Source organism: Halalkalirubrum salinum, from assembly GCF_005543295.1.
Taxonomy (GTDB): domain Archaea; phylum Halobacteriota; class Halobacteria; order Halobacteriales; family Haloferacaceae; genus Halalkalirubrum; species Halalkalirubrum salinum.
Genome location: NZ_SRSG01000032.1, coordinates 1 through 20,224 on the forward strand (window position 1 = coordinate 1; position 20,224 = coordinate 20,224).

General features: G+C 57.7%; 22 protein-coding genes. 8 read left to right on the forward strand and 14 right to left on the reverse strand.

The genetic code is table 11. The annotated features are described in order from the left end of the window. Positions 1-243 precede the first annotated feature (243 nt). Together E5K03_RS11720 and E5K03_RS11725 are read left to right on the forward strand one after the other, a co-directional pair. The gene (locus tag E5K03_RS11720) at positions 244-780 is read left to right on the forward strand and encodes a DUF7342 family protein (protein ID WP_138007027.1); all 537 of its coding nucleotides are present in this window, start codon (positions 244-246) and stop codon (positions 778-780) included. A 783-nt stretch (positions 781-1,563) separates the two neighbouring features. After that, on the forward strand, positions 1,564-2,700 hold the full coding sequence (locus E5K03_RS11725; RefSeq protein ID WP_205742996.1) for a hypothetical protein: 1,137 nt from the start codon (positions 1,564-1,566) through the stop codon (positions 2,698-2,700). A gap of 328 nt (positions 2,701-3,028) precedes the next feature. Here the strand turns inward: E5K03_RS11725 and E5K03_RS11730 are convergent, their stop codons facing one another. From E5K03_RS11730 to E5K03_RS11755, 6 genes are all read right to left on the reverse strand, one after another. After that, positions 3,029-3,508 carry a DUF3368 domain-containing protein gene (locus tag E5K03_RS11730; RefSeq protein ID WP_138007028.1) on the reverse strand — a complete coding sequence of 160 codons (480 nt, stop codon included), beginning with the start codon at positions 3,506-3,508 and terminating at the stop codon, positions 3,029-3,031. Next, on the reverse strand, positions 3,505-3,753 hold the full coding sequence (locus E5K03_RS11735; protein WP_137197518.1) for a UPF0175 family protein: 249 nt from the start codon (positions 3,751-3,753) through the stop codon (positions 3,505-3,507). The genes E5K03_RS11730 and E5K03_RS11735 overlap by 4 nt, the downstream gene beginning before the upstream one ends. Positions 3,754-4,078: 325 nt before the next feature. Then, positions 4,079-4,465, reverse strand: coding sequence for a hypothetical protein (locus E5K03_RS11740; RefSeq protein ID WP_138007029.1), 387 nt, complete (start codon positions 4,463-4,465; stop codon positions 4,079-4,081). Positions 4,466-4,524: 59 nt separating this feature from the next. Continuing rightward, a complete protein-coding gene (locus E5K03_RS11745) occupies positions 4,525-5,064 on the reverse strand; it encodes a DUF7342 family protein (protein ID WP_138007030.1) in 540 nt (179 codons plus the stop codon). Positions 5,065-5,883: 819 nt separating this feature from the next. After that, complete coding sequence (locus E5K03_RS11750) at positions 5,884-6,579, reverse strand: nucleotidyltransferase domain-containing protein (protein WP_138007031.1); 696 nt, start codon at positions 6,577-6,579, stop codon at positions 5,884-5,886. 2 nt (positions 6,580-6,581) lie between these two features. Further along, entirely contained in the window at positions 6,582-7,247 is a 666-nt protein-coding gene (locus E5K03_RS11755; protein ID WP_138007032.1) for an RNA polymerase subunit sigma-70, read from the reverse strand. Between the two features lie 55 nt (positions 7,248-7,302). On the opposite strand from E5K03_RS11755, the gene E5K03_RS11760 reads away from it, so the two are divergent. Both E5K03_RS11760 and E5K03_RS11765 read left to right on the forward strand, forming a co-directional pair. Beyond that, positions 7,303-7,479, forward strand: a complete 177-nt coding sequence (locus E5K03_RS11760; protein ID WP_240730013.1) for a hypothetical protein — start codon at positions 7,303-7,305, stop codon at positions 7,477-7,479. Positions 7,480-7,560: 81 nt separating this feature from the next. Further along, positions 7,561-7,842 carry a hypothetical protein gene (locus E5K03_RS11765; RefSeq protein ID WP_138007033.1) on the forward strand — a complete coding sequence of 94 codons (282 nt, stop codon included), beginning with the start codon at positions 7,561-7,563 and terminating at the stop codon, positions 7,840-7,842. A 78-nt stretch (positions 7,843-7,920) separates the two neighbouring features. Here E5K03_RS11765 and E5K03_RS11770 read toward each other — a convergent pair whose 3' ends face one another. Next, on the reverse strand, positions 7,921-8,763 hold the full coding sequence (locus E5K03_RS11770) for a hypothetical protein (protein WP_138007034.1): 843 nt from the start codon (positions 8,761-8,763) through the stop codon (positions 7,921-7,923). A gap of 145 nt (positions 8,764-8,908) precedes the next feature. Here E5K03_RS11770 and E5K03_RS11775 point away from each other — a divergent pair, with 145 nt between their 5' ends. The 4 genes from E5K03_RS11775 (at position 8,909) to E5K03_RS11790 (ending at position 13,301) form a co-directional block, all read left to right on the forward strand. Further along, on the forward strand, positions 8,909-9,826 hold the full coding sequence (locus E5K03_RS11775; RefSeq protein WP_138007035.1) for an NAD-dependent epimerase/dehydratase family protein: 918 nt from the start codon (positions 8,909-8,911) through the stop codon (positions 9,824-9,826). 573 nt (positions 9,827-10,399) lie between these two features. Beyond that, positions 10,400-11,176 carry a hypothetical protein gene (locus tag E5K03_RS11780; protein WP_138007036.1) on the forward strand — a complete coding sequence of 259 codons (777 nt, stop codon included), beginning with the start codon at positions 10,400-10,402 and terminating at the stop codon, positions 11,174-11,176. Positions 11,177-11,242: 66 nt separating this feature from the next. Next, on the forward strand, positions 11,243-12,559 hold the full coding sequence (locus E5K03_RS11785) for an MFS transporter (protein WP_138007037.1): 1,317 nt from the start codon (positions 11,243-11,245) through the stop codon (positions 12,557-12,559). A gap of 292 nt (positions 12,560-12,851) precedes the next feature. Further along, positions 12,852-13,301 carry a DoxX family protein gene (locus E5K03_RS11790; protein ID WP_171006687.1) on the forward strand — a complete coding sequence of 150 codons (450 nt, stop codon included), beginning with the start codon at positions 12,852-12,854 and terminating at the stop codon, positions 13,299-13,301. On the opposite strand, the gene E5K03_RS17735 is transcribed toward E5K03_RS11790, so the two are convergent. The 7 genes from E5K03_RS17735 to E5K03_RS11820 form a co-directional block, all read right to left on the reverse strand. Then, the gene (locus E5K03_RS17735; protein WP_265338731.1) at positions 13,285-13,416 is read right to left on the reverse strand and encodes a hypothetical protein; all 132 of its coding nucleotides are present in this window, start codon (positions 13,414-13,416) and stop codon (positions 13,285-13,287) included. The genes E5K03_RS11790 and E5K03_RS17735 overlap by 17 nt on opposite strands. A gap of 132 nt (positions 13,417-13,548) precedes the next feature. After that, positions 13,549-14,451 carry a glucosamine inositolphosphorylceramide transferase family protein gene (locus E5K03_RS11795; RefSeq protein WP_240730014.1) on the reverse strand — a complete coding sequence of 301 codons (903 nt, stop codon included), beginning with the start codon at positions 14,449-14,451 and terminating at the stop codon, positions 13,549-13,551. Between the two features lie 331 nt (positions 14,452-14,782). Further along, positions 14,783-16,003, reverse strand: a complete 1,221-nt coding sequence (locus tag E5K03_RS11800) for a carboxylate--amine ligase (protein WP_171006683.1) — start codon at positions 16,001-16,003, stop codon at positions 14,783-14,785. Continuing rightward, positions 16,000-16,581, reverse strand: a complete 582-nt coding sequence (locus E5K03_RS11805) for an arsenate reductase/protein-tyrosine-phosphatase family protein (protein WP_138007040.1) — start codon at positions 16,579-16,581, stop codon at positions 16,000-16,002. The genes E5K03_RS11800 and E5K03_RS11805 overlap by 4 nt, the downstream gene beginning before the upstream one ends. Positions 16,582-16,697: 116 nt before the next feature. Next, entirely contained in the window at positions 16,698-17,780 is a 1,083-nt protein-coding gene (locus E5K03_RS11810; RefSeq protein ID WP_138007041.1) for a DNA-methyltransferase, read from the reverse strand. A 65-nt stretch (positions 17,781-17,845) separates the two neighbouring features. After that, positions 17,846-18,469, reverse strand: a complete 624-nt coding sequence (locus tag E5K03_RS11815) for a beta-class carbonic anhydrase (RefSeq protein WP_138007100.1) — start codon at positions 18,467-18,469, stop codon at positions 17,846-17,848. Positions 18,470-18,567: 98 nt separating this feature from the next. Next, a complete protein-coding gene (locus E5K03_RS11820; RefSeq protein ID WP_138007042.1) occupies positions 18,568-20,151 on the reverse strand; it encodes an HTTM domain-containing protein in 1,584 nt (527 codons plus the stop codon). Positions 20,152-20,224 lie beyond the last annotated feature (73 nt).

Here is a 20,224-nt window from a genome sequence, read left to right on the forward strand (position 1 = left end):
GTCGCTATAGTTCGGTCAAGTTCTTCTACAGCCAGTACCCCTCAGTAAAATTTCACAAATAGGGTCTCCAGATTCACACTTCGCTTGGAAGTACGATATGTATGTATAATTTATATATAAACAGGTATACTAAGATTGTGAATTTGAAGCCATGGTGTCACGATATAACATTAAAAATGCGACAAAAAGCCGTCAATACAGACCTGGAGAAGATATTTGCGCTTACACCGCATATATTCGCGTATGGCTGACTTTGGTCCAGAACCAGACGAGACAGCACGCACCAAAGAACGCGAGGACTGGACACAATCACAGGACACACAAGAACGGATTCGGGCCGTGATCACAGGCCTCCAGGAGCCTGCGACTGCCGCGACGATCGCAGACCGGGCCGCGTGTTCGACGAACGCCGCTAGGAAGCATCTGGACACGTTCGTGACGCTTGGCGTTGTTCGAAAGCGTGTAGACAACCGCGGCGCACGCTACGTCCGTAACGAGGCATATTTTCGCTGGCGGCGGGCGAACGAACTTGCGGAGACACACACGATCGAGGAGCTCCTCGACACGGTTGCGGAGCTAGAAACGCAGGTTGAACAACTGCAACAGCAGTTTGATACCACAACTCCAGCGACTGTCGACCTGCCGGAGGAAGCAACGCATGCCGAACTGGAAGATCGGTTAGAGACCCTCTCGAAATGGGAGACACTGCTGGAAGCACTCGACCGGCACAAAGAGGCGATTCGAATGTCCCGCCACGAGAGTGGCAAGCTACCTGCGTGAACATGAGTTCGTCGGCAGCACCGATCGACGATGCTGTGCTCGAGACGATTGCCGAACGAGCACAAACACACTCACTTATCGAGACAGTGCAGACAGAACGAACTGGAAAAATGGTTTCACTGGTGGTCACAATTTTCGACTCCAATCGCTACCCGCCGCACATTCAAGTAGCACGACTTGAAATTCAATGGTATACGAACGGCGACTACAATTTCCATTACAGTGGTTCGAGGAGAAAGCCCACGACTTCAGTCGTGGGATGAATCCGACACAACCCGAAACAACTACCACGGATCGTACCATAGGTTGTGCTGCCGAGTCTGAGGTAAGGATACGCACTCCACACGGAGGTAAATGAAGCCCGCTATCTCGGTCGGGGGCCGTACTGGCACGGCCCACAACCCCACCGTCGATGAGTGGGGAACCTTCCGCCGTGGGGCACCTGGTCTGTGGCTGGGAACCCCACGACTTCAGTCGTGGGAGGGTGTCAGATCGAAACACAGGACTCAGGTGACATCTGGCAGTGTCGCTGGGATCGTCATCCAAATCCCCATACACAGCGAACGCATTTTCATCCACCACCGGCAGCGCAGTCAAGCGATGCAATTCCGGATTCCCCAGCCGATCACCATCCGTCGGCCCTGTTCACTAGAACGCTTGCAAATATCCGCCAGCGGATCGAGAGTCTCTGGAAGCAAGTGAACTGAAACTGCAGTTGGTCGGTGAAGCCATTCACAATCACAATTCACCCAGACCCAACCTACGCGATCGAGGTGGAGACGGATGAGTGAGGACGCCCGATCGCCGTTGACGGCCACCCGAGCCACCGACTGCAAAGTAACCGGCACCCAGGTCACCGACACGATCGCCGCCCTCACGGAGACGATCGATGAGCTCACCGCCCGCGTCGAAACACTCGAAACCGAGGTTGAGGCGCTCGACGCAGAGAACGATCGACTTCGGGACCGGCTGGACGATCACGACGATCGTCTCATTGCACATAACGATCAGCTCACCGTGCATGACGATCGCCTCTCAGACCACGACAATCAGCTCTCCAACCACGACGACCACCTCAACGAACACGCCGATCGCCTCACCACCCAGACCCAGACAACAGCCGAGTTGGACACCCGGACCGAGGCGATCGCCCGGAAGACAGACGCGATCGCCCGCAAAACAGCCGCGAACAAGACACGAATCGAGGAACGCCAGTCGAGAGAACTCGAGAAAGGCGCACACCTCCGCACGGACACCGTCGATCCGACCACAATCGAGGTCCCCGGCGATCGCCTCGAAACGCTCACCAAAGACGACGGCCACGCGTACTATCGCCTACCCGAACAGGCGGACCCACTCGATCGCAGCCGCCCCCACCGGACGACGCTCACCTACGGTGACCTCCTCCCGATCCAACAGCTGGCCCGGATAGACGAGGACATGCTGCGATCAAGCGCCTCTGCACTTCCGACCCGACTGGCCGCCAAAGTCTGGAAAGCCCGGACGGACGAGACGATCGGCGACAATCCGTGGAAGCGCGGCTCCGCGTCGGTGTGCGAGTACGTCAAAGCGAGCGATCTCAAACACTGGATCCGCAGACAGGAACGCGGCGTGAGAGACACCTACGCGAAAAAGCTCGTCTCCCGGACGATCGACGCCCTGTTGGACCTCACGAAGAACCGGATCGCGATCAGACGCAAAACCGAACGCAAAAACGGTCTCTCGTACACCGAACGCCGGGTCATCCTCCCGAGTGACGCCGAAATCCCCGGGGAGACGGGTCGCTCACAGGCGACCACAGGCGATCGATCGAAGGCGAACACGGGCACAGAGACACGCGATCGATCGTCTCGAGGTGCTACAGATCGATCGGAGGACGCCACGCGGTCCGCCCCGGAGACACCTGGCGTCCACGGCTGACCCTGTCCACCGATCGAAACCACACACCAAAACACACCAAAGCACATCCCACGCGGGACACGACGCGATCAAACCAACACTAACCACCGATCGACCCGACTATTTGCAGTAGCGTTACCGTCTGGTGTATCGATCGATCGGTCGTCGTCGGTCACCATCACGGACCCACCCGGGACGATCGGCCGAAGACACCAACTGTCCACGGAGCACAGATGAGGAGCGATCGATGCTGCTGCGATCGATCAATCTTGATCGCTTCCCACGCTAAATAGAGGCGAGCAGTACACCAATCGCCATGCGATTAGGACATGATTCGAGTGGGCAACACTCACTCGCGATCGAGTGCGAGGGCTCGCTCGTACAGATCATCGGCAATCCAGAATCCCGCGTCCCGTAATGTGTTGAGTTCAGATTCGAGGTCAAGTCCGTCTTGCCGGGACGCCCGGAGCAAAATTCCCACAACGCCGGTGACAGGGACATCGTGACGACTGGCGGCTGCACGTCCCTCACGTTCGTCAAGAAGGATACGTTCGGCGTCAGTATCGATCGCGTACGCGAGGGCTGCCGCCTCTCCAGCATCGAGCTCTCGCTGAAGTTCTGTCAGAAGTTCCGTCGATTCTGGAGATACAATGCGAAGTCCACCACGATCCCGTAGTGATTCAATTTGATCGACACCAGCAGCCCCTGCCTGGATCTCGTGCCATACTGTCAGAGGAATCACAACCTCATCGAACTGTGCTTCGATCAACGCGAGCCGCCCGATCAAAGCGAGATTCAACAGCGGGGAGGTGTTCGAAACGACTGTCATTCGCGGGCGTATTCGATATCGAGCGTGAGATCGGTGTCAGTGTAGTGTCGTTCGACGTTGCGCTTGCCGAGCAAGCGATGAAAGTCAGCCTTTGTGAGCCCGGCCAGTTCTCGTGCCTTTCCAAATGATAAATATCCTTCCCGATACAGCGAGACGGCCAGTTCCTGTCGAACAATGGGTTCGCGTTCATCTGGTGGGGCAGCGATCGCGTCGAACACATCAGCGGGAACCTCGATACTGCTCATGTGGAGGTATTCGGTGCCACAGTACTTTAATTATCATCTCAGAGTGAAAATGGCAGTACGTTTGCCATGCCAACTATAGCAGGAACTCGATCGAATACTGCGAGCCAGGGAATCTCAATCTCTCGGCGGAGACTATGTGATTCCTCGCGGGTTTCTTCGAGGCGATCGGCCGTCGTCGGTCACCATCACGGACCCACCCCGGACGATCGATCGAAGACATCAATTGTCCACGGAACACAGATGAGGAGCGATCGTCACGAAGGGCACGGTATCGTCTAGAAGAGCAGGCGTATCAACCGCAATTCCTCTCGCCGGGCGATGAGTATTAGTCGGCGTCGATGAGTGGATGAGATTTGATGTGATCGAGCGTCTCTGTGTCGGCGTACCTGAGCATCTCGTAGTAGTGGGTTGGGAGGGTGGCTGGTTTCGGCGGGTGATCCGCGTCAGGAGGTGGATGGTAGTGCGTTCGCTTTCCGTTCCGAGGATGCTTATCCCACCGTCGCTTCCACTCTCGTTCGTCCGTCCAGTTCTCTTGGTAGTGAATTTCAAAATCGCCGCTTGTGTACCACCGAATATCGTAATACGCCTCCTTGACGTCAGTCGGGAAGTACTCCGAGGCGAAGGTCGCGGTGAGCGTTGGTTTGCCCTGCTGTAGATTCAGGCTTGTCGAATAAATATACGGGGCGGTATCAAGCCGCTGCTTGATACTCATGAGAATAGTTCGGTCAATGCTCCCAGCAGGTGTATGCGAGTGATTTGCCATCGAACGTTTCAGTCTGCGTTTGCTGTGGCGCGATCGCTCAACCGGCGACGGGCGCGGTCATGGAGACGGAGTTCGTCTTCCAGACTGGCCCACGTCGATAAGTCGTCCCAGGCGTCCGCAATCGTCATATCGAGGCGGTCAGCCGCGTCAAAGACATCGATCCTCGCGGGATCTGTGGCGTCATACCGGTCCCGAAACGACTCGATTCGCTCCTGGATTTCGATGACGCGCTCTCTGAGGGTATCGAGCGATCGTGTGTTCGCCAACTCGTTCACGTACCGCCATTCGAAGTACTCGGTGTTACGTTCGTACTGGACTGGTCGGCCATCATGCTTACTGGCGATACCTAACTCCGAAAACCAATTGAGATACTTCCGCGCCGTGTCCGTCGAACACGAGAGTTGCTCAGCGACTGCCGGGGCGGTCACGCCCTCCGTCGTCTCTACAAGGAGGCTGTAGATGCGCTCTTCAATCGACGGCTCTTCGCTAAACACTGACTCAAGGGAGTCTATGGGCGGACAGCCCGGTGCGGGTGTGTCAGTGGGCATACGTACAACCTACCATCTACGACAAAATAATTCTTTCTGTAGCTAATTATATCGCTTTCATGCGGACATGGTGGGGTGTCCCGGACAGCGTCGTATTCACTTTTCGCCGTCACTGCGAGTCAGCAAGGCCCTGTCCGTGCGATCGATCTGAAGACACTGTAATCTAAAGAGAACAGCGAGAGTTCCACGGGTTTCCGAAAACGTCCGTTTTCGGCTTTCGCAAATCTTCGATTTGCTCAACACCCGACCCGTGGGTGAATCGTGTACGATTCCTCCACAATCTAAAGTTTCAAGTGCCAAACCGCCGTATTTTGGAGTGGAACTCACCGTTAACAACCTCGCAAAATCCGACTGAAACAAACTCGGTGAGCTGGGTGGTGTCGAGCCGACGTAAAGCGGCTGACCTCCACGGACACGGTTCCTACGGCCTGATAGAAGACCTCTATTGGGGTAGGATTCACGAGCGTGTTCGGGTGTTATTGGTTCCACGCAAGCCTTACGGCGAGCACGGAGGGAATTAAAGTTCGGTGCCGTCACACCACTATTCTCGTGGACGTGACCAGAGACGAACGCCACGGGTCACCCGACCCGTGGTACTTTACATGAGACCAGTTGGTAGCACTGTGATCGGCACTATTCAGATCAGAACGCGAAAATTGACGTGTCACGCCCAATTCGATCGAGACTGTCCGACGGCAAACAATCGCGCCGGGAATTGGTGGACGATCGGCCGAAGACCAGCTGTCCACGGAACACAGACGGGGAGCGATCGGCCGCAGTCCCTCAAAAAAGCCCGTACTGTCTCCATGTCGTTGCTCGTTACTTCTGTTGCTGTTTGAGAAACGTGAGGAGCCACTCAATATCCTCGGCCGAGGCCGATGACTGGCCAAAGAGACTCTTGAATCGGTGATCGAGTCCACCCGCTTCGATGAACGCTTGTGCTTCACTGAGCTGCTGACGAAGGGCATCAGCATCGCCGCGATGTAGATGCGTCTCGACCGTTCCGAAGTCGATCGACGGAGTCGCAGCGAGGACGTCTGCGAGATCCGGTTTTCGCCCACTATGGAGCTTGGCCGCAACGAGCACTTCCCCATCAGCTGCTCGTGCGGTTGTCGACCGGGTACCGCCTGAAATCGTCGTCGGAGAACTGTGCTTGCGCAGATAGTCGAACGACCACTCTGCTTCGGTCTGTCGGCAGCCGAGGCCGTTCACAAGAATGTCTGCACCGACCGGGAGAGGAAGGCCTTCAGTACGCTCGAAAAGCTCGATTTCGCGATTGTAAATGGTCTCTTCTGGGGGTACTTCTAGATCGGTCTGTCGTTCGAAACCGTGCGCTTCGAGAAACGCAACGACTTCATCGTAGTCGTCCGGAGCGATGACGAGGTCGAGGTCGGTCGAAAACCGCGTCTCGAACTGACTGATCGCGTACCCACCAACGAGGACAAACCCAATATCAGACTGCTCTAGTTCTTCGAGCACGTCGATGAGTGCCGCACTTCGGTCTTCGTGACTCATGTTCAGGCGGGCTCCATGCGGTAGCTCGCGTCAGTGTCGACGTCGTCGTACATCCGTCCGAGCATGTCGAGTGCTGACTCGAAGGTTGCGTAGTACTCGTTTGCGAACGCGACGGTTTCTTGGAGTGAGATAACAGACCGTCCGTCGACCATCTCGGCATCGATCTCTGGCCGTGGCTCTAGAACGACCTGGATAGCGCCATCAAGAGCTCTGGTGGGCTGGCGCTTTGTGGAAGTCGGGATGCCGAACCGATCGAAGAACGCCGTCCAGGCCTCAAGCTCGGATTCGTGGACGGCGATGAACAGCGGATAGTCCGCCGGATCGCGAGCAACCTGGTAACCACCGCGGGTCCAGACGTAGACCGCATCGATGCCAGTAAACGCATACACCATACCTGCGAACTGTGGGAGGACGTACGCCTCCGAGATCGACGGCGGCGAGAGGGCTGCTGTCACCGTCAGGAAATCGAGACCGGCGTCTCGGATTGTCTGATCGACGAGCTGGAGACCATCATCGTACACGACGTATCCTGCCTCTTCGAGGCGATTCACGACGCGCCGGATTGTCTCGCGGTTCTCGTCGATCTTCCGCGCGACGCCAGAGATAGAATCCCCTGGATCGAGCGCGAGGCAAACTTTGAGTTCCTTTTCACCGCATATATCGTACATCCTATAATTACACAATTTTGTGCAATAGACAAAGAGATTATTATTCGCGTGGAATATGCTGGCTGGATCTGACGAGCGTCTTCACCACGAGAACGAAGACACAGGTGAGGGACAAAACGTCGATGTACCGTTGCATGCAGAGATTCGGATCGGGACGCTTCACTCGATCGCTGATCAATGTGGAGCCGAAGACTTCCACGCGTGGTGCAAGTGGATCGAGGAACACAGGTAAAAAAACGATCGCCGTGCAGCATTTATTGTTCCTATTTTCGGCAGTAAACAGCAGTCTCGCTAATGAAGCGAGACGTGTTGTGTGTCGCTAAGTTTGACACGGACGATCGTCACGCCGGTCCACACCGTCTCATGGATAAACGACGACGGAGAAGGCCGGTTCGCGGTGTACTATTACTGTCGCGGGCCACGCCGATCGGTGTCGCTGTCGGCCGAACACGACGATGCTGAATGGCAGCCGATCGAGACGATCGGCCCTCGACTCAGCAATCCCCAGACCGTGGCTGTCGAGGCTGCAGTGGCCCACCATCAGCGCTTTATCAAGCGCGAGGCGGCCAACTCCCCATCAGTTCGACGAGGATAACCCGGAAATCGCCGTCCAGAACCGAGACACCTGGAGCTGCAGATAGCATCATATCCACGAGAGGGACTGGTCGCTTGCTCATACTCCAACAATCCCTCCGTCCATCTCCCGGCCACTGCCCACCGCAAACGCCCCAGACACGATCGCATACAGCGACCCAAAGACAGCCCCATACAGCACAAGGCCACCCAGACTCAGCCAGTGAACGAATGGGATTGCCAACTCCCCACCAACCACCCACTGAACCCACAGGGGAACGAACACAACCACACCACTGAGCCACGCAACGACGCCAATTCCGATACCGGCCCCAGCGCCGTAACGCGACATCATCTGGTACTGCCGCGGCACAATCAGCACGAACGCAGCCAAGTACCCAAGCCCGAGAACGAATCCACCGATAAGCACGACCAGCAAACCAATCAACACCCGATCGGCACCAACCAATCCCGCAACCGTATCAAATTCCCACTGCGTGCTAACAACGGCTGTGAGCGTGATCGTCGCGAACCCGGCTGCAATCGCCCCCGAAACACCCGTAATTGCCAATTTCCCGAGTTGCATCCGTGCGATCGTCTGTCGATCGCGAATCCAATATGCCAGAGAAACAATCGACAGGGCGAACACAAACAGGGCGATCGCAAGCAAGATGCTCACGTTCTGGCGATCGCGGACAGCCGGGGTGTCTAACAGGTAATGGAACGCAAACAGCGACATCCACGGCGAGTTGTGGATCGCGAACAATTCGGCCCCAAAGACGGGAGAGACGTTGTGAAGATCCGGGAGCAATCCCCAGATACCGCCGATCGGGACAATCCACATGACTGCGGTTTGGTCGAGGTCATACCGGAGAACGAATGGAGCCGCGGACAAAAGCAGGAGGGACGCACCGACTAGAAAGTGCGTGATCGCGAAAGCCATACCGTTCAATCCGTGCCTGAGGCGGAAAATTATACTGGGCGCCAGTAGCGGTAACCACAGAATAACAAGGAGTACAGCGGCAGTCGCCGCCCGAGCGCGATCGGCATCACAATTCGTTTATATGTTTGACCGTGGTGCATTCGGTATGGACAACAAGCGGGTGCTTGTGACAGGTGGTGCAGGATTCATCGGATCGAACCTCGCGAACGCGCTCGCGGCGGATAACGAGGTAATTGTCGTCGACGACGGCTACCTCGGGACTGCCGAAAACCTCGAAAGCAACGTCGAGTTCCGCGACGAGAGCGTCCTCGCCGGGGGGCTCCCGACCGACGTCGATGTGGTGTTTCACCTCGCAGCGCTGTCGTCGTACGCGATGCATGAAGACGATCCCTGCCGGGGCGTCCGCGTCAACGTTGAGGGGTTTGTCAATGTCGTCGAGCAGGCCAGACAGGACGGCTGTGAGACTGTCGTGTACGCCTCGACCTCCTCGATCTACGGCAGCCGAACAGAGCCCTCGCCCGTTGACATGCCCGTGACGGTCAACACGGGCTATGAGGCTTCGAAACTCGCTCGGGAGCGCTATGCGGAGTACTTTTCGAACCACTACGGACTCACACTCGCCGGGATGCGGTTTTTCTCGGTGTACCAGGGCTACGGCGGCGCAGAGGGCCACAAAGGCGAGTACGCGAACGTAATTGCTCAGTTCGCCGACGACATTGCCCACGGCCGATCGCCCGAACTGTACGGTGACGGCACGCAAACTCGGGATTTCACTCACGTCGAGGACATCGTCGACGGGCTGGTACTCGCAGCCGAACATGAACTCGACGGCGTCTTCAACCTCGGGACGGGCGAGTCCTACGACTTCAACACGGTCGTCGACCTATTAAGCGAGGAACTCGGAACTGCCGTCGAGCCGACGTACGTCGAAAACCCGATTCCCGAGTCGGTGTACGTCCACGACACGTGTGCGGACTACTCGAAGATGCATGCCGAAACCGGCTGGGAGCCGTCGATCGAGTTCGAAGCGGGGATCGAACGCGTCTGCTCGGTGTACAAATAGCGGCGAGGTGAGAGAGTCGATCGAAGGGGTCCAGCACTGTCGTAGCCAGCGTGGTCTTTTCAATCCGCCCCCGACCTGCCGCCGATCGTCTAACACGAGCAGCTAGCGATCCTCAGCCGTGAAGTTTGGCGTATCCGCCCAACCTTGGTATCCTAGAGGACAGCCACTCAATAATCTGCACGACGTATACGTCGCCGCGACTGCACTGACACAGGAACTTCCAGTGCTAACTGCCAACGTCGACCATTTCGATCGGATACATGCGCTTCGTGTCGTTGACTGGGATACACTTTGACAGCCAGCCGAATAGTATTGTTCGGTCTATACGGTTTCGAGGCAGAGTACCACGGGTCACCCGACCCGTGGTACTTCACTTCGCTCGAATACTGTACCGCGGCCACGAGAGGCGATTGATCGAACCCGAATCAACGGAGATCCTAATTTTTATATTTGATAGCGATCCACGCTAATGTGATGACAGCTCGTTGGTGGAAGGTATCAGTTCTCGAAGTAACCGTCGGATAGCGAGGCAAAATCGGCCACCAGGAGCAGTCAGTAGATGAGGATGATCGAATGAGCGACGAGAACCATCTACCAGCAGATGACGACCAGCATGACGATCGACCCAACCACGAGCCCGAAACTGAAGCTCGTGTCACGCACAGCCAGAATGTGATTGCGGACGCCGGCGGTGACGATTGGGGTGGCGGTGGCAGTAACGGCGATCGACGCGGCGACACTCGCGGCATCCTTGCGATCCCGCGCCGCCAGATTGCGACGATCGCTCTCAGCCTGCTGGGACTGAGCGGAGCCGCCTCTCTGACGAGTGATTCTGCCCGTGCGGAGGCCTCGATCGACTTCACCGCGGCCGATACAGCGGTCGAAAATAACGACGGTGAGATCACCTCGGTGTCGATCGAGCCAACTGTGGACATCGAGTGGGAGAACTTCTCCGACGGACTCGAACGGATTGATTTGACGATCGATGCCGCCGTTGGGGAGAGTACCGATTCGATCTATGATGAATCGGTTGAGAGCGATCGGATTGGTGATGAAGTTGAGCTGTCAGGTGATTCATTTGATTTGGTCCAAGGCGTTATACAGGCAGATTTCGACCAGGTTGACATCACTGATCGCGGCACAGACATTGATGAATCGACCTTTGACAATGGTGGGGTCGACTCAGGGGATACCGAGACGACAACCGTCTCGCTGTTGGTGTCAATAACACTCGTTGGCGCGGCGACAGAGGAAGTCTCCTTAGAGAGCGAATCCACCTTCGACGTTGACGTTTCGAATCCTGACGCAGACGCGACCGCAACTGGGAGTGCGAACACCGACAGCGAGTAACCCATCAAATTTCGACCGGTTCGGAGCGGTTAAGTTCCGCTCGGATCCAGTAGCAGACACCCACGAATGAACGCCGACGATCGCCGTCTCATCTTGTTCACGTCCGGCGCTCACGGCTTAGTCCACACCTACGAGCTGTCGATCCCGATTCTGATGACGGTCTGGCTGGTGGAGTTTTCGACCACCGCGGCGCTGCTCGGTGGGCTGGTCACAGTCGGATACGGCCTCTTCGGCGTTGGGGCGTTACCCGGCGGCGTGTTGGTCGATCGCTTCGGCTCGAAACCGCTCATTATCGCCTGCCTGTTCGGGATGGCCGGATCGTTCGTCGTGATGAGCCTCAGCCCCTCGTTGCTCCTCATCGGCGTCGCCGTCGCGCTGTGGGGTGCGGCCGCCAGCGTCTATCATCCAGCCGGACTGGCGCTGCTGTCGAAGTCGGTCGATCGCCCCGGGATCGCGCTTGGATACCACGGCATGGGCGGCAACGTCGGTATCGCACTCGGGCCGCTGGTGACCGCGTTGCTGTTGCTCCGGTTCGACTGGCAACTCGTCGCTGCCGCGTTGGCTATCCCGGCGATCGGTGCGGCGGTGTACGGACTGACCGTCGATCTCAACAAGACCCCTCCCAGCGGAGTGGCTGCCGACGGTGGAGATGATAACACCACAGCAGACACCGAGACGACAAGAGACAGTAACAGCAACAGCAGCAGCGACAGCGAAGACACCAGCAAAGGCGAGGTATCGCTCTCGACGATCGTCTCTGACACCCGAATCCTGTTGACCGGCGGGTTCGTCCTCGTGTTGCTCATCGTGACGCTGAACGGCCTCTACTACCGCGCATTCTTGACGTTTCTGCCGGATCTCCTCGGAGACTTTCTCGACGGGCTTGTGACACTCCAATTGGTCGACCCCGAGAGCCCCTACGCTGAGGAGTTCGACCTCGCACGATACCTGTATGTCGGGATCCTGATGGTCGGGATCGGCGGCCAGTACATCGGCGGGCAGGTGGCCGATCGGATCGCTCCAGAGCGCGGGCTCGCGTACGTGCTCGGGACGCTGGCGGTGCTTGCGTTACTGTTCGTCCCGGCGACCGCGAGCGTCTGGACGTTCCTGGCCGTCTCGTTGCTTCTCGGCATCGCACTGTTTTCTGTACAGCCGTTATCACAGACGACCGTTGCGGCCTACTCGAACCCCGACGCCCGGGGACTCTCGTTCGGGTACACCTACCTCGCGATCTTCGGTGTCGGGGCACTTGGTGCGGGGCTCGCCGGGACTGTGTTGACGATCGCGAGTGTCCAAGTCCTGTTCTTGGTGCTCGCAGCGATCGCTGCGATGGCAGCGCTCATTAGTTTCGTCTTACTTCGCAGTGGGACCCGTGTCTCTTGAGCCGGCACAGCGATCGGTGTCACGTCCGGTCTGCCGACAGGCGACGACAGACAGCGACAGACGACAACAGACAGCGACAGACGACAACAGGTAGTGACAGGCGACGACAAACAGTGACAGACGACAACAGACAGCGATAGACGACAACAGGCAGTGACAGGCGACGACAAACAGTGACAGACGACAACAGACAGTGATAGACGACAACAGGTAGTGACAGGCGACGACAGATAGCGACAGACGACAACAGACGGCAATAGAGGTTAACATGCGGGCGATCGACTGTCAAGACATGCCGCCTGCCGATCGCTCCGCGTCAGCGTCCACACCAGATGATCGTCCCTTAACATCGCAATCACCTACCCAGTCGCGGCCAGTCTGGATGAGCGCCGTGTACGTCAGTGCAGGGATCGCCCACTTCATGATGCCGAAGGCGTTCGCGCGAGCGGTGCCACCCCAGCTCCCGCGGCCGGTCGCGCTCGTGTATCTCTCTGGGATCGCCGAGATTGGTCTGGGCCTCGGCATGCTGTTCGATCGAACCCGTCGGCCCGCAGCGTACGGCATTACCGCGCTGTTAATCGCTGTCTTCCCCGCGAACCTGTACATGGCAGTGAGCGACCCGTTCGACGAGGAGATCCCCGATCGGCTCCAGCCGATCGCCGACACCGGCGCGTGGCTCCGGCTGCCGCTACAGCTGGTGTTGATCGCGTGGGCATGGAAATACGCTAAACCCGATCGGTGATCGCGCTCTTCGGACAACAACGCAATAGCTCGGCGATCGCGAGGATCACAAGCGTCACGTACTGCTGTCGACGATCCACGGATTCCTCCTCGATCGAATCGTCGATTATTGCCACAAACTAGAAGTCACCGGTGTCACCAATCAACGTTGTGCTGTCGTGCACTCGGAGCACCGCAGTGTGTTACGGGCCACAAAATGGACGTTAGCTGGATTCGGCGCAGGCCGTTTGTGGTAAGCTGTGTTTATTTCACAGCTGATCGGACGTGTAAATGCCGATCGACCAGTGGTTGTTGGTGAACAGTTTGCTGTTTTGGATGTTTCCGTCGACCGCACAGAGCCACTGGCCGTCAAAATACCATGGATCGATATGATGCATGCGTCCGGAATTCCAGCCGATCCGCGTCTTTTCGCCCTCCAACACCGGTGAGCCATCCAGCTCGTTGTCAGCGAATCCTGTCGGATCGAGGCGAGTAATTTCGTACGCCCGTACGTGTTCTCCGTATCTGTTCGCACAGTCTTGATAAAAAATCACGATCCGATCCTGTGTGACGACCGGCCGTCCCGCGGGACGATACGCTATCGATCGATTCGTGACGACTGGATTATCTGGGTGCGAATGCCATCCATCCCGCTCAATTAATTCAGAATAATACAGATGGACGCCTGAGATGGTCGCATCGCCTACGACCAACCACCAACGTCCGTTCCAGCGGAAGATGACTGCATCGTCTGTGTCGTGGGTCCCCGAAACAGGAATCGCACATCGATTCCATGCTATTGGAAAATCACTCGCCTTGTAGAGTTCGACCATCGTGTCGCCCTCCCCGCCGGTTTCCGGAAGCATGTATCGCTCGCCGTCCCATTCGAACAGATATGGAAACGACAGATGTTTTTCAGTCTGCAACACGACTCCCTCGTAGTTCCACTCGTAGCCGTCCGGGCTCGTCGCGAGCCCGATTACGGCGTCGGGGTCCCGATCGTCGTTGAAGATTTCAAAGAAGAGATACCATTTGTCCTCGCCGGGAAATAAAAACGGATCTGCAACGAAATCGACGGCGCCAAAATCGGTGACGTCATCGCTAGTCAGGATTGGACAGTTTGGTGTGGGGTGTATCGATGACCGAAACTGTTGTGTGTCGAATTCGCTCACAGACCCCTGTTCAGTCCCGGGTGTCGAATCTGGAGTCGAAAGAAGGGCCGTTCGCGGCTCACCAGTAGCCGTTCGAGAAACAAAACCAGGAATCCGATGATTGAGAATTTTTCCTGTTAGCCAGGCTACCTGTATCGCGGCCTGGCTTTGTTTGATTCTATCCAACATGTGCAACACATTCGCATATGTATGTAGAGATGAATTGTTAATGAGTTGTTAATATAAGAGCGTACAGCGTAGTGGGGACCTGTGCAGTATCCAGAATGATCCTTGGTAGTTCCAGAGAACGCCCCCAGTCTGAATCAGTGACGCCTGCCTCTCTCGACGCCAATCATGACTCACGAGGGCTGTCTGTCGAACGCACTGGGTCAACCACGAGAGCCGTTGCCTGCTTCGTAAGCGACCGGAGTGTGGTCACGAACGGCATCGGATCGCGCAGGGAGCACAGATCAAACTGCGGCTGTCGATACACAGACCACAGCACTGAGGCGAGTTCTCGAATAAACGGTGGTGGCTCAGTCTGCTGGTTTCCCCGAAACACAGTATATAGATAGGCTAACTCACCGGTTAGAAGGTGGGTACCGAGGCCGACCTCGTAGGATTCGACTTCCGGGCCGGGAGTATTTTCGACTGCGAGGTCGACGTAGTGCCGAGGAAAATCCGCACCTGCGTGTACCGCGAGCGCGAGTGATCCCCAGAACCGTGGGTTTATTTCCATGAGCTTGAGCGTATCATCCCGGCGATCTCGCCGAAACTCAACCATCGCAGGGCCGTGCCATTCAAGCGCGGAGAGCAGCCGAAGCCCATACGCGCGCAACGTCGGATCATCGATCGACTTCCGATAGACGCTTGCACCGCCATCGTACGTGAAGCTTCGAACCCGCCGATGTTGAAATGTCAATACCGGATCGCCGCGATCCATGAGCGCAAAGAAGCCATATTCGCCCGCCATCGGAACGTACTCTTGAACGACAGGCACGTGTCCCATTTCGTCGACGACCTCATCGACAGGAGGCCGTTCATGGGGATCCATAACACGAACCGCCGGTTCTCGAGCGGCTGAGGACACTTCGTCGACTACGATCGAATATCGCGGCTTCACCACAGCTCGATCCGCACCATCTGGCCACGCGGTGAGCAACCTGGTTGATGGTGTCGGGATGTCGAGGTCCTGTGCAACAGAGAGCAGGGTTCGTCTGTCCTGTACGGTTCGAAGCGTCTCAAAGTCGGGCCACACCGGCGTCATATGACGGGCAAACGATGGTCGATTTTTCGAGAGCGCGTACACGTCAGCTTCGCGCAGTGGAAGGATCGTTCGAACGTCGTCTCGCTCCGCGAGCGAAAGCAATGAATCAGCGTACGCATCGATCGACGTGTGTGGATCAGGCACGTCGATAGTTTCTGCGCAGTATTTTGAGGAAAGTGCGGGAGACGACTGTCTGTTCGATGCGACGATCGGCCTCACACCGGCCTTCGAGAGCGATCGAACCGCCACAGCGCTGCTGTGTATGCCGACATCCGGGACGATCGCTGCATCAGTGTCGTCGGTCATCTCTGGGAGTCTATGTGATCGACAAACCGATCGACAGCAGTTGTGAGTTCGCCGTAAAGCATTCGATACCGAGACACACCATCGCCGTATGGGTCCGGAATCTCGTAGGAATCTCCGTCCGCAAGTGCTCCAAGAAAGAACACCGTCTCACCGTAGTCCGCGAAATCTCGACGGAGGTAATAGTAGTTGAGTAGATCCATCACGAACACTGTGTCGGCCCACTGTAGCTGCTGTTCGGTCACCGGCTTCGATCGGTGACCTGAAAGGTCGACATCAAACTCGCTAGCCGCCGAAACGGCGTTCTCTGGGCTTTTCCGTCCATCCGTCGCTTTGAGCCCGGCAGAATCGACTGAGATGTCTTCTGTGTCATGTTCAGCCAGAGTTCGCTGAAGATATCGTTCGCCGAACGGACTCCGGCAGATGTTCCCGTAACACAAAAATAGGACGTTCGGATCGGTGGGCGTCGACTCAATAAGCGCCGAGGCATCGATCGGTGCGCCACTCCCGAGGGACAGTCGCAGCCGCTGGAGGCCAATACCGGCGCGGTTCCGTGCGTGCACGAGCGGTGATTTTGCCATAGTATCGTCAGTTGACTGGTCGCGAGTCTATCCGTGAGATACTCGGTTGAATACTTTGTTAACAAGGGGCTATTGCGGTGTTTTCAGCGAGTGTAATCGTGACAGTGAGCGCTTCGTTAGCGACCGGGGTGGTCGAACAGACTCTCGGCACCATCGGATTGGTCGATCGGACTGTGCATCGCCATCCAGCCAGTATCTGTCTCGTTGAGCTGATCGACCTCGTACAGCCGGATCCGCTGCTCCTGTTTGGTCATCACGGGCGTGTCGTAGTGTTCGGCGTGATATCCAAACTCGTCGCCGTCGGCCTGTCGCTCGCGCACAAACTGCTCGTGCGCACGAAGCCGAGAGCGACCGACCTGCCCCGATAGTTCCTCAACAGACGCGGCCCGATCCACAAAGCCGTCCACAAACGCCGATTCGAGCTCGTAGCCGATCGAGTCCCGCGCAGCGACCATCGCCGCGATCGTCGTCGTGCCCGTCCCCCAGAAGGGATCCAACACGGTGTCGCCGTAGGCGCTGTACATGTTGATGAGTCGAGAGGGAATCTCGAAGGGATACGCGCCCGATCGCTCCCTGAGATCCTCGTCGTTGGTCGCCTGTTGCGTCCCGCGGACGTCCGTCCAGAGGTCCGAAAACCACTCGTTTCGCTCCTCCCAGAAGTACGCCGCGTTGTAGCGCTCGGCCGCACCAGGCTCGAACGATCGCCGCGCAGACCCCTTCCGAAACACCAGAATGTACTCATGTTCGAGTGTCACGTACGCGTTCGGCGGCACCATCCCCGAGCCCATGAACTTCGTCGCGGCGTTGGTCGGCTTGCGCCAGACGATCTCCGGGAGTGGCTCGAAGCCCCGCGCACAGAGGCCAGAAACAATGCGCGATCGGTTCGGATACACACGGAAACTCCCGCCGAGGGTTCGCGTCGCATCGCCGATGTTGATACACGCAATCGCCCCGTCGACAAGTACCCGTTCGAGTTCGGCCCAAACCTGATCGAGCTGGTCGTGCATCCGGTCGAACGCGTCCAAACCCGCTCCTGCGTCGAGTAACGACCCGATCGCCGGATCGAGGTCGGCGAACAGTTCGTCCCACATCTCGATCATCGGGTACGGCGGCGAGGTGACGACAAGTTCGACCGATTCGCGATCGAGCTGCTGCATGTCCCGGGCGTCGCCAACAACGACCCGGTGGTCGGTCTTCATCACCGGCACATCAAAGCGGGAGCAAATAACGGTTGGCGTACGCACCGGGTCAGTTCGGCAGTCTGTCAGACCTGTCGTTCACTGATCTCTTCGGCGACCCGATCGCCCGGCCGGCGAAGCTCACCAGATTCAACCTCGTACACGTAGCCGGATACGGTCACGTCGTCGGGGATTAACGACGATTCTCGAAGATACTCGACCTGGGCAGCACACGCTTCGTCGATATCATCAGTCATTTTGACCCAATCCATGATATCCGCGTCGCCAATGTTCAACTCCGGCAGGGACGGATCGAGGTCGGCCGCGTCGAGATCGCCCGCCTGTGCCTGCAGCCCCTCCCGAACCGCATCGTCTGGCGCGCTCATCATTCCGCAGTCGGTGTGGTTGATGATAATGATCTCTTCGGTGTCGAAGAAGTTCGTGGTCAGCGCGGCCGATCGGATCACGTCGTCAGTGACCTTCCCGCCGGCGTTGCGAAACACTTGCGCGTCACCGAGTTCGATCCCGAGCGCGTCTTCGACCGGAATCCGCTCGTCCATGCACGCGATGACGAGCAGTTGCTTGTTCGTCGGAACGCCTTCGCGTCGGCGGCGAGCCCATGTTTGTCGATCGTCGACTGACTCGTCTACGTGTTCGTGATGATGGTCGTGTTCGTGATCGGACATCACCGTGTTGTTGGAGACGGCCATGCTGAGGCGTTTCGGAACCACAGGCGGTTGCCGGCACACCTCGATACCGGCAGCGATCACCGGATCCAACGCAAAAGTCATCCGCTGACAGCTAGTGGCTACGCCGAACACTCCATCTTGATCAGTGTGAGCTGTCTAAGATCCTCCTCATACTCGCCGCCAACCGGACTCTCTTCGTACATGCGGTAGACGACGATCCGCTCGACCGATGGGCCGTGGGTGTCTCTCGCCTCGCTGCAGGCCCACTCACCGTAGGCGGTTGCGATCGTGCCGTACTCATCGCCGTAGGCGGAATCACGGACGGTTTCGAGGTACTTGCGCTCCCGGAAGCTGTCGTACTTTTTCGAGGCATCGGGCGGCCGATCGAAATCCGGTTCGCCGCCGTCCAGCGGCTCAGCGGTCGAGCCGTTTGCGAATTCGGCTTCGATCACGAACCAGCTGTACGATCGGCTGGGGTTCGGCGCGTACAGTCCCCAGCTCTGTTGGTCAAGATGCGGACTATCGACTTCTGCGGGGACATCAGCCTCCGTCACGTCGATCGCGGTGAACGCGACGATCCACACGACTAATAGAAACCCAATCACGGTCAACAGCGATCGACCGTAGGAGACGGCGTAGTCGGCGGCGTTGCCGTGGCCGCGATCGCGAAACGCCGACAGCGCCCGCCGCTCAATCGGCGGCGCTGAGAGGCGACCGTCATCCAGCCTCCACTCACTGACACGATCGGGAATTCGACGAGAAATCACGTCCCAAAAGCCCGAGCCGAGGTACGGAAGCACCGCGACCGTGAGTACGAGCGGGAACAACCCAACCATCATCGAGAGCGCCATCCCAACGAACGACGAGATGTACGCCAGTGCGGCGATCGTCCGGGGCCAGCCGATCGGGACCAACAAAAACAGGATCGAGCCGCTCAACAGCACGACCCAGCCGTATGTCAGCGCCGTCAGCAGTGTCGGATACTGGGCGATGACGTTGCCGAGGTAGATCGTCATGACGTCGTTTGCCATCGCGATACCCAGCGCCTCGCCGGCGAACCAGGTACTCCCCTCGTGTTTGAGGATCGCGTTGGCGGAGAATACCGCAAGCGGCTGGAGCAACAGCGCGGCCGTCCCGAAACTCGTGACCGTACGACGCGCGTGGCCACGTCTAAGCGCGTCGATCGACCATCGCTCGCCGAGCGGGTTCGCGAGTGCAACCAACAGCAGCACGCGAAAGAGCCGATCGCCGCCGTTCAACAACACAGGGTTTCGTGCGTGTAGCGAAATCAGCAACAAAAGCGAAATAAATCCAACTGTTCGGGTCCGATACCCCACGATGAATGCGATCGCAAAGAGCCCGGCAATGACGAACAGAAGTTGTTGAAGCCACAGGTCCCCAGACAGCGCGTGGAGTGAGAGCCCCGTGTACTGGCTGTACGTCGTTTCGTAGGTAGCGATTGGGTACACGCCAGTGTCGGTGTAATACAGCTCCATGTTCCCCGCACGATGAAGCAGATCGACGAGAATGGTACAGCCGAGCGCGATACGCACCGCCGCAAGCGCCCGCGTATCGACGCTAAAGCGTCGCTGGACTGCTTGAGCAATGGCGGTGACATACCCACGGACCGACCTATTATCACGGTCTGTCTCGGCAGGAGTCTCGGTCGCACGATCGGAGTCAACAGGTGGCTTCGACGTCATGGGAGGGGGCCAGTGCGCAGGGCCGGGCGGGTCGATCGTCGCGCGTGGTACCGATTCGATCGCCGTCTCTGGC

What these genes read in the sequence shown, in the direction of transcription:
- E5K03_RS11780 (WP_138007036.1), top strand. Translation starts at nt 10,400, where the DNA reads ATGAGCGACGAGAACCATCTACCAGCAGATGACGACCAGCATGACGAT.
- E5K03_RS11785 (WP_138007037.1), top strand. Translation starts at nt 11,243, where the DNA reads ATGAACGCCGACGATCGCCGTCTCATCTTGTTCACGTCCGGCGCTCAC.
- E5K03_RS11745 (WP_138007030.1), bottom strand. Translation starts at nt 5,064, where the DNA reads ATGCCCACTGACACACCCGCACCGGGCTGTCCGCCCATAGACTCCCTT.
- E5K03_RS11760 (WP_240730013.1), top strand. Translation starts at nt 7,303, where the DNA reads ATGCTGGCTGGATCTGACGAGCGTCTTCACCACGAGAACGAAGACACA.
- E5K03_RS11805 (WP_138007040.1), bottom strand. Translation starts at nt 16,581, where the DNA reads ATGGCAAAATCACCGCTCGTGCACGCACGGAACCGCGCCGGTATTGGC.
- E5K03_RS11720 (WP_138007027.1), top strand. Translation starts at nt 244, where the DNA reads ATGGCTGACTTTGGTCCAGAACCAGACGAGACAGCACGCACCAAAGAA.
- E5K03_RS11790 (WP_171006687.1), top strand. Translation starts at nt 12,852, where the DNA reads ATGCCGCCTGCCGATCGCTCCGCGTCAGCGTCCACACCAGATGATCGT.
- E5K03_RS11810 (WP_138007041.1), bottom strand. Translation starts at nt 17,780, where the DNA reads ATGAAGACCGACCACCGGGTCGTTGTTGGCGACGCCCGGGACATGCAG.
- E5K03_RS11740 (WP_138007029.1), bottom strand. Translation starts at nt 4,465, where the DNA reads ATGAGTATCAAGCAGCGGCTTGATACCGCCCCGTATATTTATTCGACA.
- E5K03_RS11725 (WP_205742996.1), top strand. Translation starts at nt 1,564, where the DNA reads ATGAGTGAGGACGCCCGATCGCCGTTGACGGCCACCCGAGCCACCGAC.
- E5K03_RS11755 (WP_138007032.1), bottom strand. Translation starts at nt 7,247, where the DNA reads ATGTACGATATATGCGGTGAAAAGGAACTCAAAGTTTGCCTCGCGCTC.
- E5K03_RS11800 (WP_171006683.1), bottom strand. Translation starts at nt 16,003, where the DNA reads ATGACCGACGACACTGATGCAGCGATCGTCCCGGATGTCGGCATACAC.
- E5K03_RS11730 (WP_138007028.1), bottom strand. Translation starts at nt 3,508, where the DNA reads ATGACAGTCGTTTCGAACACCTCCCCGCTGTTGAATCTCGCTTTGATC.
- E5K03_RS11735 (WP_137197518.1), bottom strand. Translation starts at nt 3,753, where the DNA reads ATGAGCAGTATCGAGGTTCCCGCTGATGTGTTCGACGCGATCGCTGCC.
- E5K03_RS11750 (WP_138007031.1), bottom strand. Translation starts at nt 6,579, where the DNA reads ATGAGTCACGAAGACCGAAGTGCGGCACTCATCGACGTGCTCGAAGAA.
- E5K03_RS11775 (WP_138007035.1), top strand. Translation starts at nt 8,909, where the DNA reads ATGGACAACAAGCGGGTGCTTGTGACAGGTGGTGCAGGATTCATCGGA.
- E5K03_RS11815 (WP_138007100.1), bottom strand. Translation starts at nt 18,469, where the DNA reads ATGGCCGTCTCCAACAACACGGTGATGTCCGATCACGAACACGACCAT.
- E5K03_RS11820 (WP_138007042.1), bottom strand. Translation starts at nt 20,151, where the DNA reads ATGACGTCGAAGCCACCTGTTGACTCCGATCGTGCGACCGAGACTCCT.
- E5K03_RS11770 (WP_138007034.1), bottom strand. Translation starts at nt 8,763, where the DNA reads ATGGCTTTCGCGATCACGCACTTTCTAGTCGGTGCGTCCCTCCTGCTT.